Source organism: Streptomyces scabiei 87.22, from assembly GCF_000091305.1.
GTDB classification, from domain to species: Bacteria; Actinomycetota; Actinomycetes; order Streptomycetales; family Streptomycetaceae; genus Streptomyces; species Streptomyces scabiei.
The window spans coordinates 8,239,271-8,259,572 of record NC_013929.1 but is presented as its reverse complement, the minus strand read 5'-3'; the positions used below and the strand labels follow the sequence as shown (position 1 = coordinate 8,259,572).

Sequence of the window (20,302 nt, the reverse complement as noted above, 5' to 3'; positions counted from 1 at the left end):
CGCGCCCCGTCAGGGGCGCGGGGACCTGCGCGACCGGCCACAACGGTCCCGCAGTTCCCCACCCACCCCAGCCGCCCCGGACCTCCCGCTCAACCCAGCGGAGCGCTACGGCATCTTGTCGCCCACCAACGCCAGGTTCTGAATGGCCGCCAGCCCGTAGAGCGCCGTCGCGTTGGTCGACACCCACGCCGCCTCACTGCCCGGTACGAGCGCCGTCGGTCCCTCGATCTTCTTCGTGGTCCAGTCGGTCGACTCCTTGTAGTCCCAGGTGTCGGCGCTGTTGTAGAACTGCCGCCACGCACGGGCCGCGAGCTTGTCGTCCTTCAACTGCACGGCGGCGTAGGCGTCCTGGCGCGAGTGGCCCTGGAAAAGCAGCAGGGTGCCGAAGTTGGAGCCGTACCGCGCGGCCTGTTCCGCCTTGGTCGCGTTGAAGTAGCGGCAGTAGTCGAGCCAGGCCTCCTTGAACTTGGGCATCTCGATCTGGTCCAGGAGTTCGGCGCACATCTCGACCAGCCCGAACATGGCCGACAGGTGCGAGACCCCGACCACCGGCTTGTCCGCGACCGCGAACTTCCCGGTGTCCAGGTCGTACAGGCCGGTGCCCTGGACGAAGCCGTTGGGCTGGGCGGCGATGGTCTCCATGGTCGACAGGACGCGCGCCCGGGCCTTCTCCCACTTGGGGCCGCGCCGCTCCCACTCGGTCAGCCACGCGGAGACGAGCCCGGACCAGTCGGTGCCGAAGCCGATCGACAGCGCGTTGCGGTCGGGGGTGTAGGGCTCGGTGCGGATCTTGCGGATGGGGTCGAGGACGAGGAACGTCTCGTCGGAGTCGACGTTGGCGTGCATGAGGTCGCCTACGCGTTCGTCGGCGGTGAGGAAGTAGTAGTAGCGGCGGTACGTGGTGTTGGCGATCCGCTGCTGCTTGGCGCTGTCGGCGTAGTGCTGGACACCGTGGCGGGTGCCGAGTCCGGCCCACTTGCCCAGGTGGTAGACGTCGACCTCGCCGGTGTGGCGGGTCATGGCCTCGGCAAAGCGGAAGATGTCCGCGCGGCCGGAGCGCATGTACGCGAACCACAACCACAGGTCGGGCGAGAGTTCGGAGTTGTCCCAGGCGTAGCCGCCGATGTCGTAGCACCACTGGTGACGGCTGGGGTCGTAACTGTGCATGATGTCGCCGTAGTCCCAGAAGCCGTACCACCGGCGCATCTCCACCTGGTCCTTGTAGTAGGTGAAGAGGAAGTCGAGGTGGTCCTCGATCTTCGCCTTGGCGGCGGTGGACCGGTCGGGTTCGGCGAACAGCCCGCCGAAGACGCCCGCCTTGACGAGCTGCTTGGGCGGGGCGGCGAGCTGCGGAGGCGTGCGGACGGCCTCGACCTGCCGGGCCATGGCCTCGGCGCCCGGTGTGGACTCGTGGGCCCAGAAGAGGAGTTCGCTGGTGCGGGCGATGCCGTACGGGGTGCCGAAACCGGGCTCGTAGTCCTCGTAGGTGATGTTGAGGCCTTCGAGCTGCTCGGCGTAGGTGTCCTGTCCCATGCCGTCGTGGTAGAAGCGCAGGTCCATGGGCCGTGCCTCGGGCGACCAGAGCCAGAGGGTGACCTCGGCGGTGTCGGTCTGGGCGTCCCGGATGTCGAGCTGGGCGGGGAACTTCTCCCAGAAGTCCCGCAGGCCGAAGGCGAACCCGCCGGACGCGCCACCGACGTATCCGAAGCCGCTGGCCCGCCGGCCACCGCCGGCCGGGATCCAGCCGTGGCCCTTCCTGGTGCGCTTGCGGACACCGAAGCCGTCGGCGGACAGCTGCGAGAGCGTGTAGTCGCCCCACTCGGGGATGTACTGCAGGCGGGTCGTGACGCGCTGGTCCCAGGTGGACGGGTCGGGCAGCTTCTTCCCCTCGAACTGCGCGGTGCGCACCGCCGTCCCCGGGTCGCGCCGCAGCCCCGTGACGCCCTTGACCGCCTCGCGCAGCAGACCCGTGCCCTCGCCGCCGATACGGATGTGACGGTCGTACGCGGCGTCGCGCATCGGCACCTCGAAGCGGACGCCGATGCCCCGGACGAAGTCGCCGCCGGCCTTTCCGGCCTGCTGGTCGCCGTCGAAGGTGATGGTGTGCACCATGCGGAACGACTCGGCACCCGCGTAGAAGTACAGGCGGATCGAGAAGGGCAGCCAGCTGTGGCTTCCTCTGCGGTGCTTGCCGTCGATGCGGACCACGGCACGCACCGGGCCCTCCTGCTCGACCTCGACCTCGTCGATGAGGCTCTCGTAGCGCTGGGTCTTCTCCGTGCCCTGGTCGCCGTCCTCGACCTCGGGCTGGCGCAGCAGCACCAGACGGCCGCTGTGGGCGATCTCGGTGGAGCCGCGCAGCACGGACTTCACGAGGGTGGCTCCGGACTTGCCGATCTTGGCGGTGATGACGCCGGTCGACACGTCGATGGTGGTGGCGCGCTCGTCGACGGTGACCTTCTTCGCCGGCGCCGCGGGCGTGCCCGCCGCGAGGGTGAGCTTGCCGGAGCCGGCGCCCGCGCCCACCGCGTGCGCGGTCCACTTCACGGAGCCGTCGGGCCAGTAGCCGATCGGCCAGGACTGCACGGCGACGGCCTTGCCGTCCGCGTCCGTCAAAGAGAACGACTGTTCCTTGTCGTACGCTCCCTTGGGCCACGGCACCCCCACGGTGGAGCCGGGAGCGGCGCCGAGCCCGCCGTCCTCCAGCCAGTCCAGGGTCACCGGATCCGCCTTCGCCGCCTCGGCCAGGGGGGCGGCCTGCGCGTCGGCGCTCCCCAGCGCCCAGCTGAACTGCGCGGCGGCTCCTGCGACGGCGGCCGCCTTGAGAAGGGACCTGCGGTCGATCGGGGACATGGCCTTTCCTTTCCGTACGGGACGTCTTGCGTGCTGGTGGTCAGGGGCATGACAGAGAGAGGTACGACGCCTCCGGGACGTCGACCTGGACGGACGGCACCGCCCGCCGCGGTCAGCGGCGGCGGTACCGCTCCTCCACGGCTACGGCCGCCGCCGCGACGGCCCCGAGGACCGGGATCGCCAGCGGCGCGACGAACCAGGCGGAACAGACCACCACGGCCAGTCCGCCGACGAGCAGGAACGACCCGGCGGGGTCGAGCACGGTCCGCCGCCCGGCCGCACCGAGCAGCGCACGCCAGGTGGAGCCGGGCCGCCAGACCGCCGCCGCGCGCAGTCCGGCCACGACGGCGCCGATCAGCGCGAGGACACCGATCGCGCCGACCAGCGGCCCGCCCGGAAGACCGGCGCGGACGGCCCGGACGTCCACCCACACCGCCGCGAGTGCCGCCCATCCGGCGAGTCCGACCAGCCAGCCGCCGCGCGCCGCCGTCCGGAAGTCGGCCCAGAACTCCCGCCACCCGCCGCCCTCATGGGCCGTGCGGCGCCGGAGGTGCCGGGAGCCGGCGGCGAAAGCGGCCGGGTAGGTCAGCAGCGGCAGCGAGGCCAGCGCGATCCACACGCCGGTGAGCAGGCACTCGGCGAACAGCGCGAACCGTTCGGCGAGCACGGACTCCTCGCGGGGAGCGGCGGTCTTCGCCCGGGCACGGGTCTGGGCCATGGCCGGCTCACCTCAGCCCTTCAGGCCCGAGGTGGCCATGCCGTCGATCAGATAGCGCTGGAAGGCGAGGAAGAAGGCGAGCACCGGCAGCAGGGCCACCAGCGACATCGCGATCATGCCGCCGTAGTTGGCCACGCCGTCCTGGTCCACGAACATCTTCAGCCCGAGCGAGACGGTGTACTTGTCGGGCTCGTTCAGATAGATCAGCGGGCCCATGAAGTCGTTCCAGGAGTTGATGAACGTGAAGATCGCGCTGGTGATGAGCGCGGGCCGGCACAGCGGCAGCACGATCGACCAGTAGATCCGGAAGTGCCCGCAGCCGTCGAGCCGCGCCGCCTCGTCGAGCTCCTTGGGCAGGTTCCGCATGAACTGCACCATCAGGAAGACGAAGAACGCCTCCGTGGCCAGGTACTTCGGCAGCAGCAGCGGGGTGTAGGTGTTGATCAGCTCCATGTTGCGGAACAGCACGTACTGCGGGATCAGCAGCACGTGGTACGGCAGCAGCAGCGTGCCGATCATCAGCGTGAAGAGCAGGTTGCGACCGGCGAACCTGATCTTCGAGAAGGCGTACGCCGTCAGCGAGCAGGACACCAGGATCCCGATCACCGAACCCATGGCGAGCGTGAGCGAGTTGAGGAAGAACGTGGAGATCGGGATGTCGGCGATGCCGTCGGCGAGCCGGGTGTAGTTCTCGACGACCGGGTCGCTCGGCAGCAGGTCCAGACTGCCGACGATGTCCTCGCTCTTCTTGAGCGAGCCGCCGACGACCCAGATCACCGGGTAGAGAATCACCGCGAGGATGGCCAGCGACCCGAGGTGCCAGGCGAGGGAGCCGGGCAGCCTGCGCCGCAGGGCTCCCGTCCGCGAGGGTGCCGGGGCCGGGGTGATCTCGGTGGCCTGTGCACTCATCAGGCACCCTCCTCGTAGTGCACCCAGCGCTTCTGGGACCAGAACAGCACGGCCGTCACCAGGGCGACCGCGACCAGCAGCAACCAGGCCATCGCGGAGGCCAGACCCATCCGGCTGTTCTCGAAGCCCTGGACGTACAGATAACAGGTGTAGACCATCGAGCCGTCGGCCGGGCCGCAGGCGTTGCCGCCGGCCCCGCCGCCGACGATGTACGCCGAGCTGAAGATCTGGAACGAGTGGATCGTCTCCAGCAGGACGTTGAAGAAGAGGACCGGGGAGATCATCGGCAGGGTGATGTTCCAGAAGCGCCGCCAGGGGCCGGCTCCGTCGACCTCGGCGGCCTCGTACAGCTCACGCGGGACCTGCTTGAGACCGGCCAGGAAGATGACCATGGGGGCGCCGAACTGCCAGACGGTGAGCGCCACCAGGCTGTAGATGATCATCTCCGGGTCGCCGGTCCAGCCGCCGACGTCGATGCCGAAGATCTGCTGCGTACGGTCGACGATCGCGTCGTCGGAGAAGATGGCCTTCCAGACGATCGCGATGGACACGCTGGCGCCGATCAGCGACGGCGCGTAGAAGGCGGCCCGGTAGAAGGCCTGCCCGCGCCGCTTCTGGGCCAGGAGCAGTGCCACGCCGAGGGCCGCGATCAGCTTCAGGGGCGTGCCCACGGCGACGTACCAGAGGGTGACCCGCACCGAGTGGCGCCAGCGGGGGTCGGCGAACATCTCGGAGAAGTTGTCGAGGCCGATCCACCGGGGCGCGTCGAACAGGTTGTAGTCGGTGAAGGCGAAGTAGAGCGAGGCGATCATCGGCCCTGCCGTGAGCAGCAGGAATCCGGCGATCCAGGGGGACATGAAGAGATAGCCGGCCAGGTTCTCCCGGCGGCCCCGCCGCTTGAGCGCGGCGGGGCGGGGAGCCTTGGCCGGACGCTGCCGCGGCTCGGAGTCCCGGGTCGGGTCCTCCGTCGCAGGGGCGTGTGTCACGGCGGTTCCCATCAGCTGCCGAGAGCCGTCTTCGACTCGGTGAAGAACTGCTTGACGGCGTCGTCCACCGAACGCGTGCCCAGACCGAGCTCCTCGCCGATGCGCAGGAACGCGGCCTCGCAGATGTCCGCGCCGTTCGGGTGCGGGGTGATGGGCTCCAGGACACCGGCCGCGACGAGGGACTCCTCGTACGCGGCGATCGCCTTGTTGACCGGGTCGGTCGGCTGGAACGCGTCGTACTGGGCCTGCGTCGCGGGCACCCCGCGGTCGTAGCCCATGATCTTGGCGACCTCGGGCTCGTGCACCATGAAGTCGATGAACTGCGCGACCTCCTTGGGGTGCTGGGTGCGCTTGGAGGCGCTGAGCATGAGGGAGCCGAGGTACTGGCCGGTCTTCTTGCCGTCGGTGGTGGGGATGGGGGCCAGGCCGTACTCGCTCTTGCCCTCGGAGGTGTAACGGACGGTGAAGTTGTCCCAGGTGAACTCACCGGCGGCGAGTTCCGCGGCCACCGCCGACTTGGGCTTGATCTGCGCGACCTTCTTCGGGTCGGCGTAGAGGCCCTCCTTGATGCCCTTCCTGGCCTTCGTCCACCACTGCTTGAGATCCGCCTCGGTGAAGCCGAGTCCGTCCGCGGTGAAGAACGCCTTGCCGTTCTGGCGCAGGTAGAGGTCGTAGAGGTACATGACGCCGTACATGCCGCTGTCGCCGGCGCGTCCCGTCTTGTCGTGGATCTTCTTCATCGCCGCGTCGAAGTCGTCCCAGGTCCAGCCCTGCTCGGGCTTGATGCCGGACTTGGTGTAGACGGGCTTGTCGATCACCAGGGCCATCGAGTTGGACCCGACCGGGACGCCGAGCAGCTTTCCGTCGACCTCGCCGAACTTCTCCAGGCCCGCTCTGAAGCCCTCCAGCGACAGGTGGCCCGCCTCGACCTGAGGGCTGAGATCCAGCAGCACATTCTTCGCGTCGTATTTCCGCAGGAAACCGACGGCATTCTGGAACACGTCCGGCGGATTTCCACCGGACGCCTGGGTGTTGAACTTCTTCCAGAAGTCGGGATAGGGCTGGAAGTCGGTCTTGACCTTGATCTTCGGGTACTTCTTCTCGAATAGCGCGATGGTCTTCTTGATGCGTGCCGCGCGGTCCTCGGCGCCCCACCAGGCGTAACGGATCGTCACCGTTCCGTCCCCCGAGCCGCTGCCGCCGCCACAGGCCGTGGCGGTCGCCCCCAGCCCCGCGACGGCCAGTGAGGCTCCGGCCGCCTTGAGGACCGTCCGCCTCTCAACGTTCCTGTTCTGCTGCATGGTTGAGCCTCCCCGCGCCGTTGCGTCCGCGCCGTGAATCGTTTCAAGTAAGCGCTTGCTGGCACAAGGTACGGAGCCCCTCAGGAGACGTCAATGATTCGGACAGGAATTGATGGAAAGCGGTGTCACCAGAGCGCCGGGGACCACGAGGCCGCAGGTGACGGCGGGTCAATCGAAAGCGCAGGTCCGGGAGTTGCGGTCGACGGGCCGAACGCGGGGGCGCCCGAGAGGTCGCGAACGGAAGAGGCTGAAAGGAGTCAGTGGGGCGATTCCCGGGCCGCTGGGCGAACCGCCCGCGGACCAAGGCGGACCCGGCGACGACCACCGCGCGAGCAGGGGCGGGAGGGCACCGGATTCGGCCAAATCGAGGTGAAGCCGGAGACCTGCCTCGCACTCCGGGCGTCAGCCGGTCCCACCGGGCCCATGCCGGGACGTCGCCCGACGCTCACGCACGCGCCCGAATTCCCCCGGCCCGGCTCCCGGCTCCCGGCATCCGGCATCCGGCATCCGGCATCCGGCATCCGGCATCCGGCATCCGGCATCCGGCATCCGGCATCCGGCATCCGGCATCCGGCATCCGGCACGGTCGCACGACCACGAAAAGCGGCCCGGCCCACGTTTTCCGTGGACCGGGCCGCCATCATCCGGTGGGCGATACTGGGTTCGAACCAGTGACCTCTTCGGTGTGAACGAAGCGCTCTCCCACTGAGCTAATCGCCCGGACGCAAGAAGAACATTACCCCATGTCAGCGGGTGCCTCCGACCACGTTCCCCGGTCTCGCGCCGGCCCGTCCGCGCTCACTGGTCCTTGATGTTCCAGGGCATCTCGAAGCCGAACTTCCAGACGTAGAAACCGACCAGAACGGCCACGATCACCAGGCCGATCGTCGTCAGGATGATGTTGCGGCGCCGGACCTTCGGATCGAGGGCGCGCTGGGTGGCCTCGGAGACCTTCCGCTTGGTCCAGCGGAGCACCAGCTGGGCCCAGACGAACTCCGTCGCCCAGATCGCCATGCCGCCGAAGATCACGAGCCAGCCCGGGCCGGGCAGCGGGAGCATGATCACGCCCGCCACGACCACCGCGAGGCCGACGACGAAGACGGCCACCTGCCAGCTCATGTGCAGCATCCGCCGCGCCTTGACGAACTCCGGCGCCCGGGATCCGAGCGGCGCCTCGTCCTTGGCCATATCGGCCTCACCGTTCGCTACATCCGTGTCACTCTTCGTTCCGTCGGCCGCCACACCGGCCTCCCCCGTTCCGTGACTCCCCGTGTCCATACGGCCAAACCCTACCGGAGAGAAACCCGTCACCGGAATGGTCGTACCTACCGAAGACGGTCTCGGCCGGATGAGCTACCAAAAGCGACGCAAAACTCCCAGAGGGGTTTACAACGGCACCGTAGGTGGCATGTCGATTTCGCCGACGTGCGAATCCCCGAGCGCACACTGAGCGAAAGGCCTTGGCGCTTATGAACACCACGGTCAGCTGCGAGCTGCACCTGCGCCTCGTTGTGTCGAGCGAGTCCTCACTGCCCGTTCCCGCGGGACTGCGGTATGACACGGCCGATCCCTACGCCGTGCACGCCACCTTCCACACCGGAGCAGAGGAAACGGTCGAATGGGTGTTCGCCCGCGACCTCCTCGCCGAGGGCCTGCACCGGCCCACCGGCACCGGCGACGTCCGTGTCTGGCCGTCCCGCAGTCACGGCCAGGGCGTCGTGTGCATCGCCCTGAGCTCCCCGGAGGGCGAAGCCCTCCTCGAAGCCCCGGCGCGAGCCCTGGAGTCCTTCCTGAAGCGCACAGACGCCGCCGTGCCACCCGGCACGGAGCACCGGCACTTCGACCTCGATCAGGAGCTCTCGCACATCCTGGCCGAAAGCTAGGGCGAGACCCCCTCAGAGCCGCCCGGCGCCGTCCACTCGGGGAGACGGCTCGGGCTCGGACAACCGAATACGGCCCTGGGCCGACCCAACGGCGCCGTCGTCGCGGACCCCCGCGCGGCGGCGTCGCCATGCCGTCACCCTGTGCGACGGAATCCGGGTGCCCCAGGGCCTGCTCCCCCGCCTGCCCTCCTGGCCCGTTCCGCTCTGGGCAGAGCGCTCCCGGCCGGTCGGCACCGGCCCGCCGCCTCGCCGAGCGATTACCATCGGCCAGCATCGGCGGGCGCCCGCCCGACCCACGCAGGCCAGGGAGCGAAACGTGCTGATCACCCACGACACCCGGTGTTCCCTCGATGCCGTGGTGGATCTGGTGAACACCGTGCCGGACGACGAGACGGCGACCGACGGGCTCGCGACCGTCGCGGCGCTCGCCGAGTTCGTACGAAAGCACGACATCAGCGATGTCGGGGTGCTGTCCGAGTTCGACCTCGCGGCCGTGCGACGGGTTCGTGGCCGGTTCGCCGAGATCTTCGCGGCAGCCGACGCCGCCTCGGCCGCCTCGGTCATCAACGAGCTGATCGCCGCGGCGGGCACCACACCCCGCCTCACCGACCACGACGGCTACGAGTGGCACGTGCACTACTTCGCGCCCGGCGCGTCGCTCGCCGACCATCTCTCCGCCGACTGCGGCATGGCGCTGGCCTTCTTCGTGGTCGCCGGGGAGCAGGAGCGACTGCGGCGCTGCGAGGCCCCCGACTGCCGACGCGCCTTCGTCGACCTCTCCCGCAACCGCTCGCGCCGCTACTGCGACAGCCGTACCTGCGGAAACCGCCTGCATGTGGCCGCCTACCGGGCGCGCCGCAAGGAGGCGGCCGGCTGAACCGGCGGCCGTCCGCGCTACGGCCGGGGCCGGGTGAGGGCGGGACACGGGGACTGACGGAGCCCTCGACGGATGACGCCAGGGGCTCCGTTTACGGCTCAGAGCATCAGCAGATCGTGCAGTGACGCCATGAGCAGCAGGCAGCCGATCACCGCTAGGAAGATCATCAGCGGTGGCTGGGAGAGCGCGAAGAGACAACCTCGACGCTCCTCCGGTGGGGCGACAGTGTCGCTCTGTGTTGTGTCCAGCATCTCGCCGCGATGATGACGCAGCGGAGACCCCCCGCGCGATCAACCCACCCGGAATGACGGAGAGTTCGCCAATATCCACGAAGTGTGGAACGAACGTGATCACTTCGCGGTCGCCGCCCGACCTTCTGTGTCGTTTCAGTCAGCGGCCCCCGGCGGCCGGTACACCGGGCTCCTCCGGATCGGATTCCGTGCTTCGCCGGGTCAGATGCCGTGCTTCTTCAGGATCGCCTCGATGTCGCTGAAGTCGTCCCCCGCTGACCCGGCCGAACCGGTCGCCCGGGGTGCCGCGGCCGGACGGGCCGCCGGCCGCGTCCCCTGGCCCAGTGAGGGCGCCGAGGCCGCCGGGGCTATCGCTCCGGTGCGGGACGCCTTGGCCTCCTTGCGCTCCTTGCCCGGGGCTCCGCGGCGCCGCTCCACGGCGCGGGTGGTCATGAAAAGGAACCAGGCGGCGCCGAGCACTCCGAAGCCGGCCCAGGCGGTCGGGCTGAACGCGGTGTCGGCCAGCCATTCGACGACCCCGGTCATCACCAGACCGAGGGGCACGAGGGAGTAGGCCGCGATGCGGGCCGCCCTGAGGAAACGCTTCCGGTAGGCCGTGATCGCGGCGATGCCCAGGCCTGCCGCGGAGACGGCGGCACACACGGTCTCGGCAATCATCGGTCCTCCAGGCGGTGCGCGGTCGGATCGGTCTCGTGGCGTCCCTTCCATCCTGCACCGCCACGCGTCCGATATGCCATGGTCCGGGGAGACCTCAGGGACATCTCCGGGTCACCTCGGGGTCGGCCCCGGCTCCGGAGAGCTGGGAGACTGATCTCCATGAGCGACTCCTCCCCCGTCCCCACGGCCGTCGTCCTGGACGTCTGGTGCGAACTCCAGTGCCCCGACTGCGGCAGCGCCCTCGAAGACATCCGCGCGCTGCGGGCCCGCTACGGCGACCGGCTCGACGTGCGGTTGCGGCACTTCCCGCTGGAGAAGCACAAGCACGCCTTCGCGGCCGCGCAGGCCGCCGAGGAGGCCGCGGAGCAGGGCCGCGCGTGGCCGTACGTCGAGGCCGTGCTCGGCAGGGTCGAGGAGCTGGACCGGACCGGAGAACCGTTCCTCGTCGAGGTCGCCGGTGAACTCGGTCTGGACGCCGAGGAGTTCGACACCGCTCTCATCGACGGCCGGCACATCCTGATCGTCGACGCCGACCAGGCCGAGGGCAAGGCGATCGGTGTGACGGGCACACCCACGTACGTCATCGGCGGCGAGCGTCTCGACGGCGGCAAGAGCCAGGCGGGGCTGCGCGAGCGGATCGAGGAGATCGCCGACCGGCTGCTGGCCGGGGGCGCCTGACCCCGGGCCGGGCACTCGGCCGGGCACCCGACCGGGCCTCGGCGCCGAGCGCGCGGGGAAGCGCCCTACCGTCGCCCCGTCCGCTCTACCGTCGCCCCGCCCGCCGCTGGTCCGTCGTCGCCCCACCGCCTGGTCCGCCGTCCCTCGCGCGGCTTCCGGTGTGGTCGTCAGAGCAGGGGCTTGGACAGGTGGTGGGCCGTGGTCTCGTAGCCGAGGGAGTCGTAGAGGCATTCGGCCCGGGCGTTGCCCGCGAAGACGTTGAGCGCGATGGCGGTCTTCCCCGCCGCCACCGCCTGCGCCTCGGCCAGCAGCATGAGCGAACGGCCGTGCCCCCGTCCCCGGTGGGCGGCGTCCGCCTCCACGTCGTAGACGAACGCGGGGTCGTCGGCCGGCCGCAGCCACAGCGTGCCGACCCTCGTGCCCTCGTGCTCCAGCACGCTGCACAGGTTGTCCGCGGAGGCCACCCCCTGCGGCAGACACCGCACATAGTCCTCGGCGGCCCTGGCGTACGCCTCCTCCTCGGGCACGCCGCGGGTGATCAGGTCCTGGGCGTAGCCCTCCAGCCCGGCCGCCTTCCAGGGTTCGTACTCGGCCTCGGTCATGGGCCGGCCCCTGCTGCCCGCGGGCAGTTCGGGCGGGGTGTCGCCGAGGGGCTTGCGCATGGTCCGGTTGCGCAGGACGTAGCCGAGCGCCTGGGTCAGCCGCAGCGCGGGCCCGGCACCGGCCGGGACGGACGCCTCGATCCGCCGGCAGCCCCAGCCCCGGGCCACCTCCTCGGCGGCGAGCGCGGCGACCGTCGCTCTGCCGCGCCGCCGGTCCGGTTCGTCGATGCGCAGGTCCAGGATCCGGGCGGCCGAGGAGGCCGGGCCTGGACGCGTACCGAGGTGGATCTCGCCTGCGGGACGGCTGTTCACGCACACCTGGTAGCGGCGCGAACGGGAACCGTCGGCTGCGTGCTGGAGCGGCTCGATGGGCCGCAGGGTGGTGGTCATCAGGGGTGTTCTACCCGCCATCGCGCGTGGAGTCCGCCGAATATCCGCCGCGGCCTTCACTTCGGGGAGCGCAGGCTTCGGGGAGCGCAGGCTTCAGGGATCGAGATCGTCGCCGGACCGCTCGTCGAAGATCCGCATCGCCTTGGCCGTCACCGGGCCGGGCGCGGGGACGAGTTCGCGGGCGTCGACGCGGTGCACGGCCTGCACGTCGCGCAGGCTGGACGTCAGGAAGACCTCGTCGGCGCGGTCCAGGACGTCCAGCGGCAGGTCGGTCTCGCGGGCGCCGGTCCATTCGACGACCAGGGCCCGGGTGATGCCCGCGAGACAGCCGGAGGCGACCGGCGGGGTGTGGATCTCGCCGTCGAGGACGACGAAGACGTTGGAGCCCGTGCCCTCGCAGAGCCGTCCCACCGTGTTGGCGAACAGCGCCTCGGTGGCGCCCCGTTCGTGGGCGCGGGCGAGGGCCACGACGTTCTCGGCGTACGAGGTGGTCTTCAGGCCGGTGAGGGCGCCGCGCTCGTTGCGGGTCCACGGGACGGTGATCGCGGCGGTGGTGTCGGCGCGGCGGGCGGTCTCGCCGAGGGCCACGACCAGGGTCTGTCCGTGGTCGCCCCGGTCGGAGCCGAGCGGAGAGACACCACCGGTGTAGGTGATGCGGAGCCGGCCGAGGGCCACCGGGTTGGCCTCCACGACGGCCGAGCAGGCGCGGCGCACCTCGTCGAGGTCGGGCTCGGGCAGACCGAGTCCACGTGCCGAGAGGGCCAGACGGTCGAGATGGCGGGTCAGCGCGAAAGGCCGGCCGGCCACCGTCTTCGCGGTCTCGAAGACGCCGTCGCCCACGGTCAGTCCGTGATCGAGGACGGAGACACGGGCGGAGTCGATGTCCTGCAGTCCGCCGTCGAGCCAGATCTTCACGTAAGGGTCCTCCCACTCGCCTCGTACGTCCCCGACGCTACCGCGAGCAGCCTGGCCGCCTTCAGCTCGGTCTCCCGCCACTCCGCCTCGGGGTCCGACCCCCAGGTGATGCCCGCGCCCGTGCCGAAGCGCAGTTCGCCCGCCGCCCGGTCGATCCAGAAGGTGCGGATCCCGACCGCCAGCTCTCCCGTCCCCCGGTCGGCGTCGACCCAGCCGATGCCGCCGGTGTACGGGCCGCGCGGCGCGGTCTCCAGGGCGTCGATGATGCGCAGGGCGCTGGACTTCGGCGCGCCGGTGACGGAGCCGGGCGGGAAGGAGGCGGCGAGCAGCTCGGGCCAGCCGGCGCCGTCGCGCAGTTCGCCGCGCACCGTCGACACCAGGTGCACGAGGCCCGGGTGCTTCTCGACCACGCACAGGTCGGGCACGGTCACCGACCCGGTGGCGCAGACCTGCCCGATGTCGTTGCGGACCAGGTCGACGATCATGACGTTCTCGGCGCGGTCCTTGTCCAGGAGATCGGCCTCGGTGCGTCCGGTGCCCTTGATCGGGCCCGACGTGACGACCCGGCCGTCGCGGCGCAGGAAGAGTTCGGGCGAGGCGGTGGCGATCTCGACACCGTGACCCGGGAGGCGAATCGTTCCTGCGTAGGGGGCGGGATTGCCGCGGGCCAGCAGCGCGGTCAGGGCGTCCACGTCGGCGTCCGGGGTGACGGGCGCGGACAGCACCCGGCACAGGTTCGCCTGGTACACCTCTCCGGCGGCTATGTGCTCGCGGATCCGCCGGACCCCCGCCGTGTACGCGGCGCGGTCGAGGGACGTCGTCCAGTCACCGACGGCGGGCCCGCACCACTCCCCCGGCACCGGGGCCGGGGCGGGCTCCCGACGTACGTCACCGAAGCGCGCGCACACCAGACCGCCCTCGTAGTCCGCGCACACGGCCCAGAAGCCTGCGGAGTCCAGGGCGGCGGCGTCGCTGGTCACATCGGTGAGACCGGTGGCCACGAGGTCGCCGAAGCGGGCGAGGGGAAGGAGGTCGGACACGCAGTCGAGTCTAGGACGGGTGCCCTGCGGGCGGGCCCGGCCGGGTCTCGGACTGGACGCACCGCAGCACGCTGCACAAACGCGTTTTTGTGCTGGCCCCGGAATCCGCTAGAGTTCAACTCGTCGCCGGGTCGCGCAAGCGGACCGGAAACGACAAGCGGACGTAGCTCAGTTGGTAGAGCGCAACCTTGCCAAGGTTGAGGTCGCCAGTTCGAACCTGGTCGTCCGCTCGCAGGAACATGGGGGATCTTCCCGACCCCCGCACTCCTGGTGGAGTGGCCGAGAGGCGAGGCAACGGCCTGCAAAGCCGTCTACACGGGTTCAAATCCCGTCTCCACCTCCAAGGACGATTAGCTCAGCGGGAGAGCGCTTCCCTGACACGGAAGAGGTCACTGGTTCAATCCCAGTATCGTCCACTGAGGCCCGAGGGCTTCCGGAGCCGGACGGCTTCGACCCGCGCGATTAGCTCAGCGGGAGAGCGCTTCCCTGACACGGAAGAGGTCACTGGTTCAATCCCAGTATCGCGCACGCAGGATGCACCGCCCCCGGGCTGTGATCCCGAGGACGATTAGCTCAGCGGGAGAGCGCTTCCCTGACACGGAAGAGGTCACTGGTTCAATCCCAGTATCGTCCACACGCACCGAGCCCCCGGCCGTCTCGTACGGCCGGGGGCTTCGTCGTGCGGAGGGGCGCTGCGCACCCCCCGCCCGGCTCGGTCAGCTGGAGAACAGCATGTGGCCGAAGCCGCGGTTGTGGTGACCGTGACCGCCGTGGTGACCGCCGTGGTGGCCACCGTGCTGGGCTCCCCAGGCGGGAGCGTTGTGACCGCCGCCCGCGGGGTACTGCGGGGCGGCCGGCGGCGGGGGGACGGCCGGGCCGCCGCCCCACTGGCCCTCCATACGGGTCAGCGCCTCCAGCTCGCCGTAGTCGAGGAAGATCCCACGACAGCCGCTGCACTGCTCGATCTGGACGCCACTGCGGTTGTAGGTGTGCATCGGCGCATGGCACTTGGGACACTGCATGTGCATGGTTCGGGTCAACTCCTCGGCGATCGGTCCTGCTTCGCGTTACGCCTGGACAGACACTGTCCGGCTGCGGTCGGTTGCACCCTACTTCGGGAAAGGGCCGTCCAACTCCGGCGGGATGCCACTCATTCGGTCACATGCGTCCACAACGGACCGCTGGGCCTCGTCCAGGGGCCGGCCGGCCGCCGTGCACTTCGCGATCGCCAGCGCCGCGGTCTGCACGGTGAGTGCGCGGGCCGGTACGTCCAGTGCCGGCCAGGGGTCGTCGTGCGGAGGGACCGCCGGGCCGTCGGCCGACCGGTAGGCGCCCAGGAAGCGGGTCCAGTCCTCGGGCGGGAGGAGGCCGCAGGCGTACCAGGCCGCCGGGCGGGCCAGGTCCCAGGCGGGGACGCCCACGCCCAGGTCGTCGACGTCGATGAGGCGCCAGGCGCCCGTGCCCGCCGGATGCCGGACGAGCTGGCCGAGATGCAGATCGCCGTGGCAGAGCGTGGCCGTCCCGGACATCGGGGCCTCGGCCCTGGCCCAGGCGGGGAGAGCGTGCCAGGCGCGCAGCACGGAGGGCGTCGCGGGGTGATGCGGTGCGGCGGATACGAGGCGGGCGACGGCCTGGGCCGCCTTGACCGGGCCCCGCATCGGCGGCAGGCCCGCAGGTGGCGGCTGTCGGTGGAGGTGCGCGAGGAGCGTGGCCGCCGCCTCCCAGGGAGCGGCCTCCGGGGCCTCGGGGTCGACCGGGGTCCCGTACGGCCAGAACGTGACGAGGCGGTCGTGGAGGGCGGCCGGCGCGGGGGTGAGCGGGGCGAGAAGGGTGTCCGGGCGGGATGCGGCGACGGTCATGCGGAGTGCCAGGTGGGCGGGGTCGGTACCGGGGGCGTGCGCCTTGGCCACGGTGTCGCCGTGGCGGACGACGACGCCGTCGGCGCGTTCCGCGAGGACCGAGTCCGGGTGGGAGCACGGGGCGGCCCCTGGGTGCGCCCTGCCGCGCACCCTGGCCCTGAGGGCGGGGAGCACGTCGGCGTCGGCTGTGGCGGTCATGGGTCCCCCTGCTCAAGTACGGCGCTGCCCCGTGAGCCTACGGTTCGGGAGCGGTGCCCGGGCCGGGGGTGGGCGGGGTGGGCCTGCTCGGGTCGGCTCGGACGGCTCGGCTCGACCGGCCTGACTCGGCCGCGGTCGGCCCGGCTCGGCCGGATCGGCTCAGACGGATCGACTCGGTCGGCTTGGCTCGGCCCGGTCGGCTCGGCTTGGTCGGATCGGCTCGGCTCAAACGCATCGACTCGATCGGCTTGGCTCGGCCCGGTCGGCCCGGCTCGGTCGGATCGACTCAGACGGATCGGTTGGCTCGGTCGGCATGCATCGGCTCAGACGGATCGGCTCCGGTCGGCTCGGCCCGGTCGGCCCGGCTCGGCTCAGACGGAGCGACTCGGCACGGTCGACTCGGCTCAGACGCATCGACTCGGTCGGCTTGGCTCGGCCCGCTCGGCCCGGCTCGGTCGGATCGGCTCAGACGGATCGGTTGGCTCGGTCGGCATGCATCGGCTCAGACGGATCGGCTCCGGTCGGCTCGGCCCGGTCGGCCCGGCTCGGCTCAGACGGAGCGACTCGGCACGGTCGACTCGGCTCAGACGCATCGACTCGGTCGGGTCGGCGCGGATCGGCTGCGGTCGAGGTTTCGGCGGCTCGGCTCAGACGGATCGGTTGGCTCGGTCGGCATGCATCGGCTCAGACGGATCGGCTCCGGTCGGCTCGGCCCGGTCGGCCCGGCTCGGCTCAGACGGAGCGACTCGGCACGGTCGACTCGGCTCAGACGCATCGACTCGGTCGGGTCGGCGCGGATCGGCTGCGGTCGAGGTTTCGGCGGCTCGGCGGCGCAGTCGTCCTCACTCCGCCGTTCACGGGACCGTCCGCGTCGTGCCGTCCGCGGACCTGCCCGCGTCCGAGACCGGAAGCCGTGGCTGCGGGGCCGGTACCGGGCCGGCGGGGGAAGCGGGAAAGACAACGCCCGCGCAGCTCCCCAGCTGCGCGGGCGTCTTTTGCCGTCCGCCGCACCCCCGTCCCCACGGGGTTTCATGGATGGATGTCCCCGCCCGGACCGCTCTTCCGGGCCTGGGGTCGCCGCTCAGCGCCCCAGCATCACACCCACGGACGACGCCTGTGTGACCACTGCTTCCCAGCCGCCGAAGGCGTACACGAGCAGGGCCGCCAGAGGGAGGACCATCGCGGTCGCCACCAAGGGGTGGCGACGGCCCGGACGGCGGTCGGCGGTGAACATCCTGCGCTCCCGTGTGCGGATCGCGGTCCGCGGTGCCGTGTGGGCCATGGTCCCTCCTCTGACCTCGTCGGTCTTGACTTGTTGTTGGCAGCGGCGGGTGTCTGACCTCGGGGGACGAGTGCTGCACCCGCCGCTTGACCTCAAATCTAGGCGCGTGAGCGAACCCGGTCGTCATGCCCTCGTACCGATTGCCGGGCCTCCCGGAGGATGAGCGGAGACCCTCGGTGTACTCCCCAGGGTGGAGACGAGGTCCTAGGTCTCGGGGTCTTCCCGGAGGGGGTGTCCGGTCTGCCCCGTCTGTTACCCGTCCCGCTCCGCGGCGTCCTCGCGGGGCACCGGCTGCTCGACCAGCGCGAGGACCCGGTTCGCCATGAACCTGGCCGTCCGCACCACGGAGCCGTTCCGGGTGACTTCGCTCACTTCCACCACTCCTCGTCGTACCGCCGTCTCCACCCGGCGGCCCGCCCTGCTCGCGATCACCTCGTACGTGCGCGTCGTGTCCCCGGCGTCCACGACTATCTCCACTCGGTCACCCTTCACGGGTTCAATCCCCCTTCTGTGGTGGCTGGTTGGGATCAAGATGCGCCCAACACCGCCTCGAACTCCTGTTCCCTGACCACTCTTCAAGTTTCTCACCCGGCACTGACAATCCATCGGGTCGCGAGGGCGCGGCCTCTGCGCACGCCCGGCCGTGGAAACGTAAGCTGTGGCTCGTCAGACGGAACGGGCAGCGGGGATGAACATGGCGATGATGCGCCTGAGGCGCGAGGACCCGCGCGTCGTCGGCTCGTTCAGGATTCACAGACGGCTCGGCGCCGGGGGAATGGGCGTCGTCTACCTGGGCTCCGACCGGCGTGGACAGCGTGTCGCGCTCAAGGTCATCCGGCCGGATCTGGCGGAGGACCAGGAGTTCCGTTCGCGGTTCGCGCGCGAGGTTTCGGCGGCGCGGCGGATCAGGGGCGGGTGCACCGCCCGGCTGGTGGCCGCGGATCTGGACGCGGACCGGCCGTGGTTCGCCACACAGTACGTGCCGGGGCCCTCGCTGCACGACAAGGTCGCCGAGGAGGGGCCCATGTCGGCCGCCGACGTGGCCGCCGTCGGCGCCGCCCTCTCCGAGGGGCTCGTGGCCGTGCACGAGGCCGGTGTCGTCCACCGGGACCTCAAGCCGTCGAACATCCTGCTGTCCCCGAAGGGGCCGCGGATCATCGACTTCGGTATCGCGTGGGCGACCGGGGCCTCGACCCTGACCCATGTCGGTACGGCCGTGGGATCACCCGGCTTCCTGGCGCCCGAACAGGTGCGCGGGGCGGCCGTCACGCCGGCCACGGACGTCTTCTCGCTCGGCGCCACGCTCGCCTATGCGGCGACCTCCGACTCGCCCTTCGGACACGGCAGTTCGGAGGTCATGCTCTACCGGGTGGTGCACGAGGAGGCGCAGCTGCGCGGGGTGCCGGACGCACTCGCCCCCCTCGTCCGCGCCTGTCTGGCGAAGGATCCGGAGGAACGGCCGAGCACGCTGCAACTGTCGCTGCGGCTCAAGGAGATCGCCGCCCGTGAGGCGCAGGGCCTGTCCGATCTGCGGCCGCCCGCGCCCCGCACCGATCCGGACCGGGCCTCGGGACGGCTCGCGGAGCAGTACGTCGAACAGCGCACGCTGCGGCAGCCGCCGGACACCCGCCGGTCGCAGCCGGGGTCTCCGTCACCGCGAACGGGGGGCGGTTCCCGCACGGGCGGCGGGGTCGGCGGCGCGCGTACCGGCAGTGGGTCGCGGCCCGGTCCGCGGCCCGCGCCGTCGCGCGGCACGACCGGGTCCGGCAGGCGTCCCGCGCCCCGCAGTGGTGCGGGACGGCCGGGGCCGCGGACCAACGGGACCGGGCGGCGGCCCGCCAATCCGCGGTTGCTGCGGCAGCGTCTCTTCGTGTTCGTCGTCGTGACGTTGCTGGCCGCGCTGGGGATCGCCACGGCACAGGGGTGCCAGGGGCCCTCACGGGGGCTCGGCTTCGACGGGGGCCTCCGTTACGAGCGGTCGTTCCCGGAACCGCAGCACGACTGAGCGTCGCCGGGTGGCGGCCGCCCCGTCACCGGGGGCGTCGGCCGCCCGACGAGTCCGCCGGTTCAGGTGCGCGGACGGCCCGTCGCCACCGCGTAGAAGGCCACCGCCGCCGCCGCGCCCACGTTGAGGGAGTCGACTCCGTGGGCCATGGGGATGCGGACCCATTCGTCGGCGGACATCAGGGCCTTGGTGGAGAGGCCGTCCCCTTCTGCGCCCAGCATGAGGGCGACCCGGTCCATGCGGTGCGGGGCGGTCTCGTCGAGGGACTTCGCCTTCTCGTCCGGGGTGAGGGCGAGCAGGGTGAAACCGGCGTCGCGGACAGCGTCGAGACCCTTGGGCCAGGCCTCCAGGCGGGCGTAGGGCACGGAGAAGACCGCGCCCATGGAGACCTTGACGCTGCGGCGGTAGAGCGGGTCGGCGCAGTCCGGGGAGAGCAGGACCGCGTCCATGCCGAGGGCGGCGGCGGAGCGGAAGATCGCGCCGATGTTGGTGTGGTCGTTGACCGACTCCATGATGACGACCCGGCGGGCGGCGCCCAGGAGTTGGTCGGCCGTCGGCAGGGGCTTGCGCTGCATGGAGGCGAGAGCGCCCCGGTGCACGTGGTATCCGGTGACCTGTTCGGCGAGTTCGGGGCTGACCGCGTAGACGGGCGCCGGGAGTTCGTCGATGACGTCGCGCATGACGTCGACCCACTTCGCGGAGAGCAGCATCGAGCGCATCTCGTAGCCGGCTTCCTTGGCCCGTCTGATGACCTTCTCACCCTCGGCGATGAACAGGCCCTCGGCGGGTTCGCGCCGTCGGCGCAGCTCCACGTCGGTCAGGCCGGTGTAGTCGCGCAGGCGCGGGTCGTCGGGGTCGTCAACGGTGATGAGATCGGCCACAGGGTGATACTGCCTTG

At 70.9% G+C, this 20,302-nt stretch carries 20 protein-coding genes and 6 tRNA genes; 9 read left to right on the top strand and 17 right to left on the bottom strand.

The window, feature by feature from the left end:
* Window positions 1-105: 105 nt before the first annotated feature.
* The 7 genes from SCAB_RS35770 to SCAB_RS35740 form a co-directional block, all read right to left on the bottom strand.
* The gene (locus tag SCAB_RS35770; protein WP_013004987.1) at window positions 106-2,853 is read right to left on the bottom strand and encodes an exo-rhamnogalacturonan lyase family protein; all 2,748 of its coding nucleotides are present in this window, start codon (window positions 2,851-2,853) and stop codon (window positions 106-108) included.
* A gap of 112 nt (window positions 2,854-2,965) precedes the next feature.
* Entirely contained in the window at window positions 2,966-3,571 is a 606-nt protein-coding gene (locus SCAB_RS35765; RefSeq protein WP_013004986.1) for a hypothetical protein, read from the bottom strand.
* 12 nt (window positions 3,572-3,583) lie between these two features.
* The gene (locus SCAB_RS35760) at window positions 3,584-4,480 is read right to left on the bottom strand and encodes a carbohydrate ABC transporter permease (RefSeq protein ID WP_013004985.1); all 897 of its coding nucleotides are present in this window, start codon (window positions 4,478-4,480) and stop codon (window positions 3,584-3,586) included.
* Entirely contained in the window at window positions 4,480-5,478 is a 999-nt protein-coding gene (locus SCAB_RS35755) for a carbohydrate ABC transporter permease (RefSeq protein ID WP_013004984.1), read from the bottom strand. The genes SCAB_RS35760 and SCAB_RS35755 overlap by 1 nt, the downstream gene beginning before the upstream one ends.
* The gene (locus tag SCAB_RS35750; RefSeq protein ID WP_013004983.1) at window positions 5,478-6,767 is read right to left on the bottom strand and encodes an ABC transporter substrate-binding protein; all 1,290 of its coding nucleotides are present in this window, start codon (window positions 6,765-6,767) and stop codon (window positions 5,478-5,480) included. The genes SCAB_RS35755 and SCAB_RS35750 overlap by 1 nt, the downstream gene beginning before the upstream one ends.
* Before the next feature lie 648 nt (window positions 6,768-7,415).
* A tRNA-Val gene (locus SCAB_RS35745) sits at window positions 7,416-7,487 on the bottom strand.
* 78 nt (window positions 7,488-7,565) lie between these two features.
* Window positions 7,566-8,045, bottom strand: coding sequence for a TIGR02611 family protein (locus SCAB_RS35740; protein WP_013004982.1), 480 nt, complete (start codon window positions 8,043-8,045; stop codon window positions 7,566-7,568).
* A gap of 191 nt (window positions 8,046-8,236) precedes the next feature.
* Here SCAB_RS35740 and SCAB_RS35735 point away from each other — a divergent pair, with 191 nt between their 5' ends.
* Both SCAB_RS35735 and SCAB_RS35730 read left to right on the top strand, forming a co-directional pair.
* Window positions 8,237-8,650 (top strand): SsgA family sporulation/cell division regulator, encoded by a 414-nt coding sequence (locus tag SCAB_RS35735; RefSeq protein ID WP_004002642.1) that lies wholly within the window; start codon window positions 8,237-8,239, stop codon window positions 8,648-8,650.
* Between the two features lie 316 nt (window positions 8,651-8,966).
* The gene (locus SCAB_RS35730; RefSeq protein ID WP_013004981.1) at window positions 8,967-9,527 is read left to right on the top strand and encodes a CGNR zinc finger domain-containing protein; all 561 of its coding nucleotides are present in this window, start codon (window positions 8,967-8,969) and stop codon (window positions 9,525-9,527) included.
* A gap of 98 nt (window positions 9,528-9,625) precedes the next feature.
* On the opposite strand, the gene SCAB_RS47895 is transcribed toward SCAB_RS35730, so the two are convergent.
* The gene (locus SCAB_RS47895) at window positions 9,626-9,778 is read right to left on the bottom strand and encodes a hypothetical protein (RefSeq protein WP_013004980.1); all 153 of its coding nucleotides are present in this window, start codon (window positions 9,776-9,778) and stop codon (window positions 9,626-9,628) included.
* A 201-nt stretch (window positions 9,779-9,979) separates the two neighbouring features.
* The gene (locus tag SCAB_RS35725; protein WP_041670036.1) at window positions 9,980-10,435 is read right to left on the bottom strand and encodes a hypothetical protein; all 456 of its coding nucleotides are present in this window, start codon (window positions 10,433-10,435) and stop codon (window positions 9,980-9,982) included.
* A gap of 159 nt (window positions 10,436-10,594) precedes the next feature.
* Between SCAB_RS35725 and SCAB_RS35720 the strand changes: the two genes are divergently transcribed.
* Window positions 10,595-11,113, top strand: coding sequence for a DsbA family protein (locus tag SCAB_RS35720; RefSeq protein ID WP_013004978.1), 519 nt, complete (start codon window positions 10,595-10,597; stop codon window positions 11,111-11,113).
* A 167-nt stretch (window positions 11,114-11,280) separates the two neighbouring features.
* Here the strand turns inward: SCAB_RS35720 and SCAB_RS35715 are convergent, their stop codons facing one another.
* From SCAB_RS35715 to SCAB_RS35705, 3 genes are all read right to left on the bottom strand, one after another.
* The gene (locus tag SCAB_RS35715) at window positions 11,281-12,105 is read right to left on the bottom strand and encodes a GNAT family N-acetyltransferase (RefSeq protein ID WP_013004977.1); all 825 of its coding nucleotides are present in this window, start codon (window positions 12,103-12,105) and stop codon (window positions 11,281-11,283) included.
* A 93-nt stretch (window positions 12,106-12,198) separates the two neighbouring features.
* Window positions 12,199-13,020 carry an aminotransferase class IV gene (locus tag SCAB_RS35710; RefSeq protein ID WP_013004976.1) on the bottom strand — a complete coding sequence of 274 codons (822 nt, stop codon included), beginning with the start codon at window positions 13,018-13,020 and terminating at the stop codon, window positions 12,199-12,201.
* Window positions 13,017-14,060 carry a chorismate-binding protein gene (locus tag SCAB_RS35705; RefSeq protein WP_013004975.1) on the bottom strand — a complete coding sequence of 348 codons (1,044 nt, stop codon included), beginning with the start codon at window positions 14,058-14,060 and terminating at the stop codon, window positions 13,017-13,019. Before SCAB_RS35705 ends, SCAB_RS35710 begins: the two co-directional genes overlap by 4 nt.
* Window positions 14,061-14,217: 157 nt before the next feature.
* On the opposite strand from SCAB_RS35705, the gene SCAB_RS35700 reads away from it, so the two are divergent.
* From SCAB_RS35700 to SCAB_RS35680, 5 genes are all read left to right on the top strand, one after another.
* A tRNA-Gly gene (locus SCAB_RS35700) sits at window positions 14,218-14,290 on the top strand.
* 39 nt (window positions 14,291-14,329) lie between these two features.
* Window positions 14,330-14,403 (top strand) — tRNA-Cys (locus SCAB_RS35695).
* Window position 14,404: 1 nt separating this feature from the next.
* Window positions 14,405-14,476: transfer RNA gene (locus SCAB_RS35690), tRNA-Val, on the top strand.
* Window positions 14,477-14,516: 40 nt separating this feature from the next.
* A tRNA-Val gene (locus SCAB_RS35685) sits at window positions 14,517-14,588 on the top strand.
* A 34-nt stretch (window positions 14,589-14,622) separates the two neighbouring features.
* Window positions 14,623-14,694 (top strand) — tRNA-Val (locus SCAB_RS35680).
* Between the two features lie 82 nt (window positions 14,695-14,776).
* On the opposite strand, the gene SCAB_RS35675 is transcribed toward SCAB_RS35680, so the two are convergent.
* From SCAB_RS35675 to SCAB_RS35660, 4 genes are all read right to left on the bottom strand, one after another.
* Complete coding sequence (locus SCAB_RS35675; RefSeq protein WP_037725769.1) at window positions 14,777-15,082, bottom strand: TFIIB-type zinc ribbon-containing protein; 306 nt, start codon at window positions 15,080-15,082, stop codon at window positions 14,777-14,779.
* 87 nt (window positions 15,083-15,169) lie between these two features.
* Complete coding sequence (locus tag SCAB_RS35670) at window positions 15,170-16,117, bottom strand: phosphotransferase family protein (protein WP_037725649.1); 948 nt, start codon at window positions 16,115-16,117, stop codon at window positions 15,170-15,172.
* Window positions 16,118-17,198: 1,081 nt separating this feature from the next.
* Window positions 17,199-17,399 carry a hypothetical protein gene (locus SCAB_RS35665; protein ID WP_013004972.1) on the bottom strand — a complete coding sequence of 67 codons (201 nt, stop codon included), beginning with the start codon at window positions 17,397-17,399 and terminating at the stop codon, window positions 17,199-17,201.
* Window positions 17,400-17,651: 252 nt separating this feature from the next.
* Window positions 17,652-17,891 (bottom strand): hypothetical protein, encoded by a 240-nt coding sequence (locus SCAB_RS35660; protein ID WP_013004971.1) that lies wholly within the window; start codon window positions 17,889-17,891, stop codon window positions 17,652-17,654.
* Window positions 17,892-18,087: 196 nt separating this feature from the next.
* Between SCAB_RS35660 and SCAB_RS35655 the strand changes: the two genes are divergently transcribed.
* Window positions 18,088-19,404, top strand: a complete 1,317-nt coding sequence (locus SCAB_RS35655) for a serine/threonine-protein kinase (RefSeq protein WP_013004970.1) — start codon at window positions 18,088-18,090, stop codon at window positions 19,402-19,404.
* A gap of 62 nt (window positions 19,405-19,466) precedes the next feature.
* Here the strand turns inward: SCAB_RS35655 and SCAB_RS35650 are convergent, their stop codons facing one another.
* Window positions 19,467-20,285 (bottom strand): TrmH family RNA methyltransferase, encoded by an 819-nt coding sequence (locus tag SCAB_RS35650; RefSeq protein WP_013004969.1) that lies wholly within the window; start codon window positions 20,283-20,285, stop codon window positions 19,467-19,469.
* Window positions 20,286-20,302 lie beyond the last annotated feature (17 nt).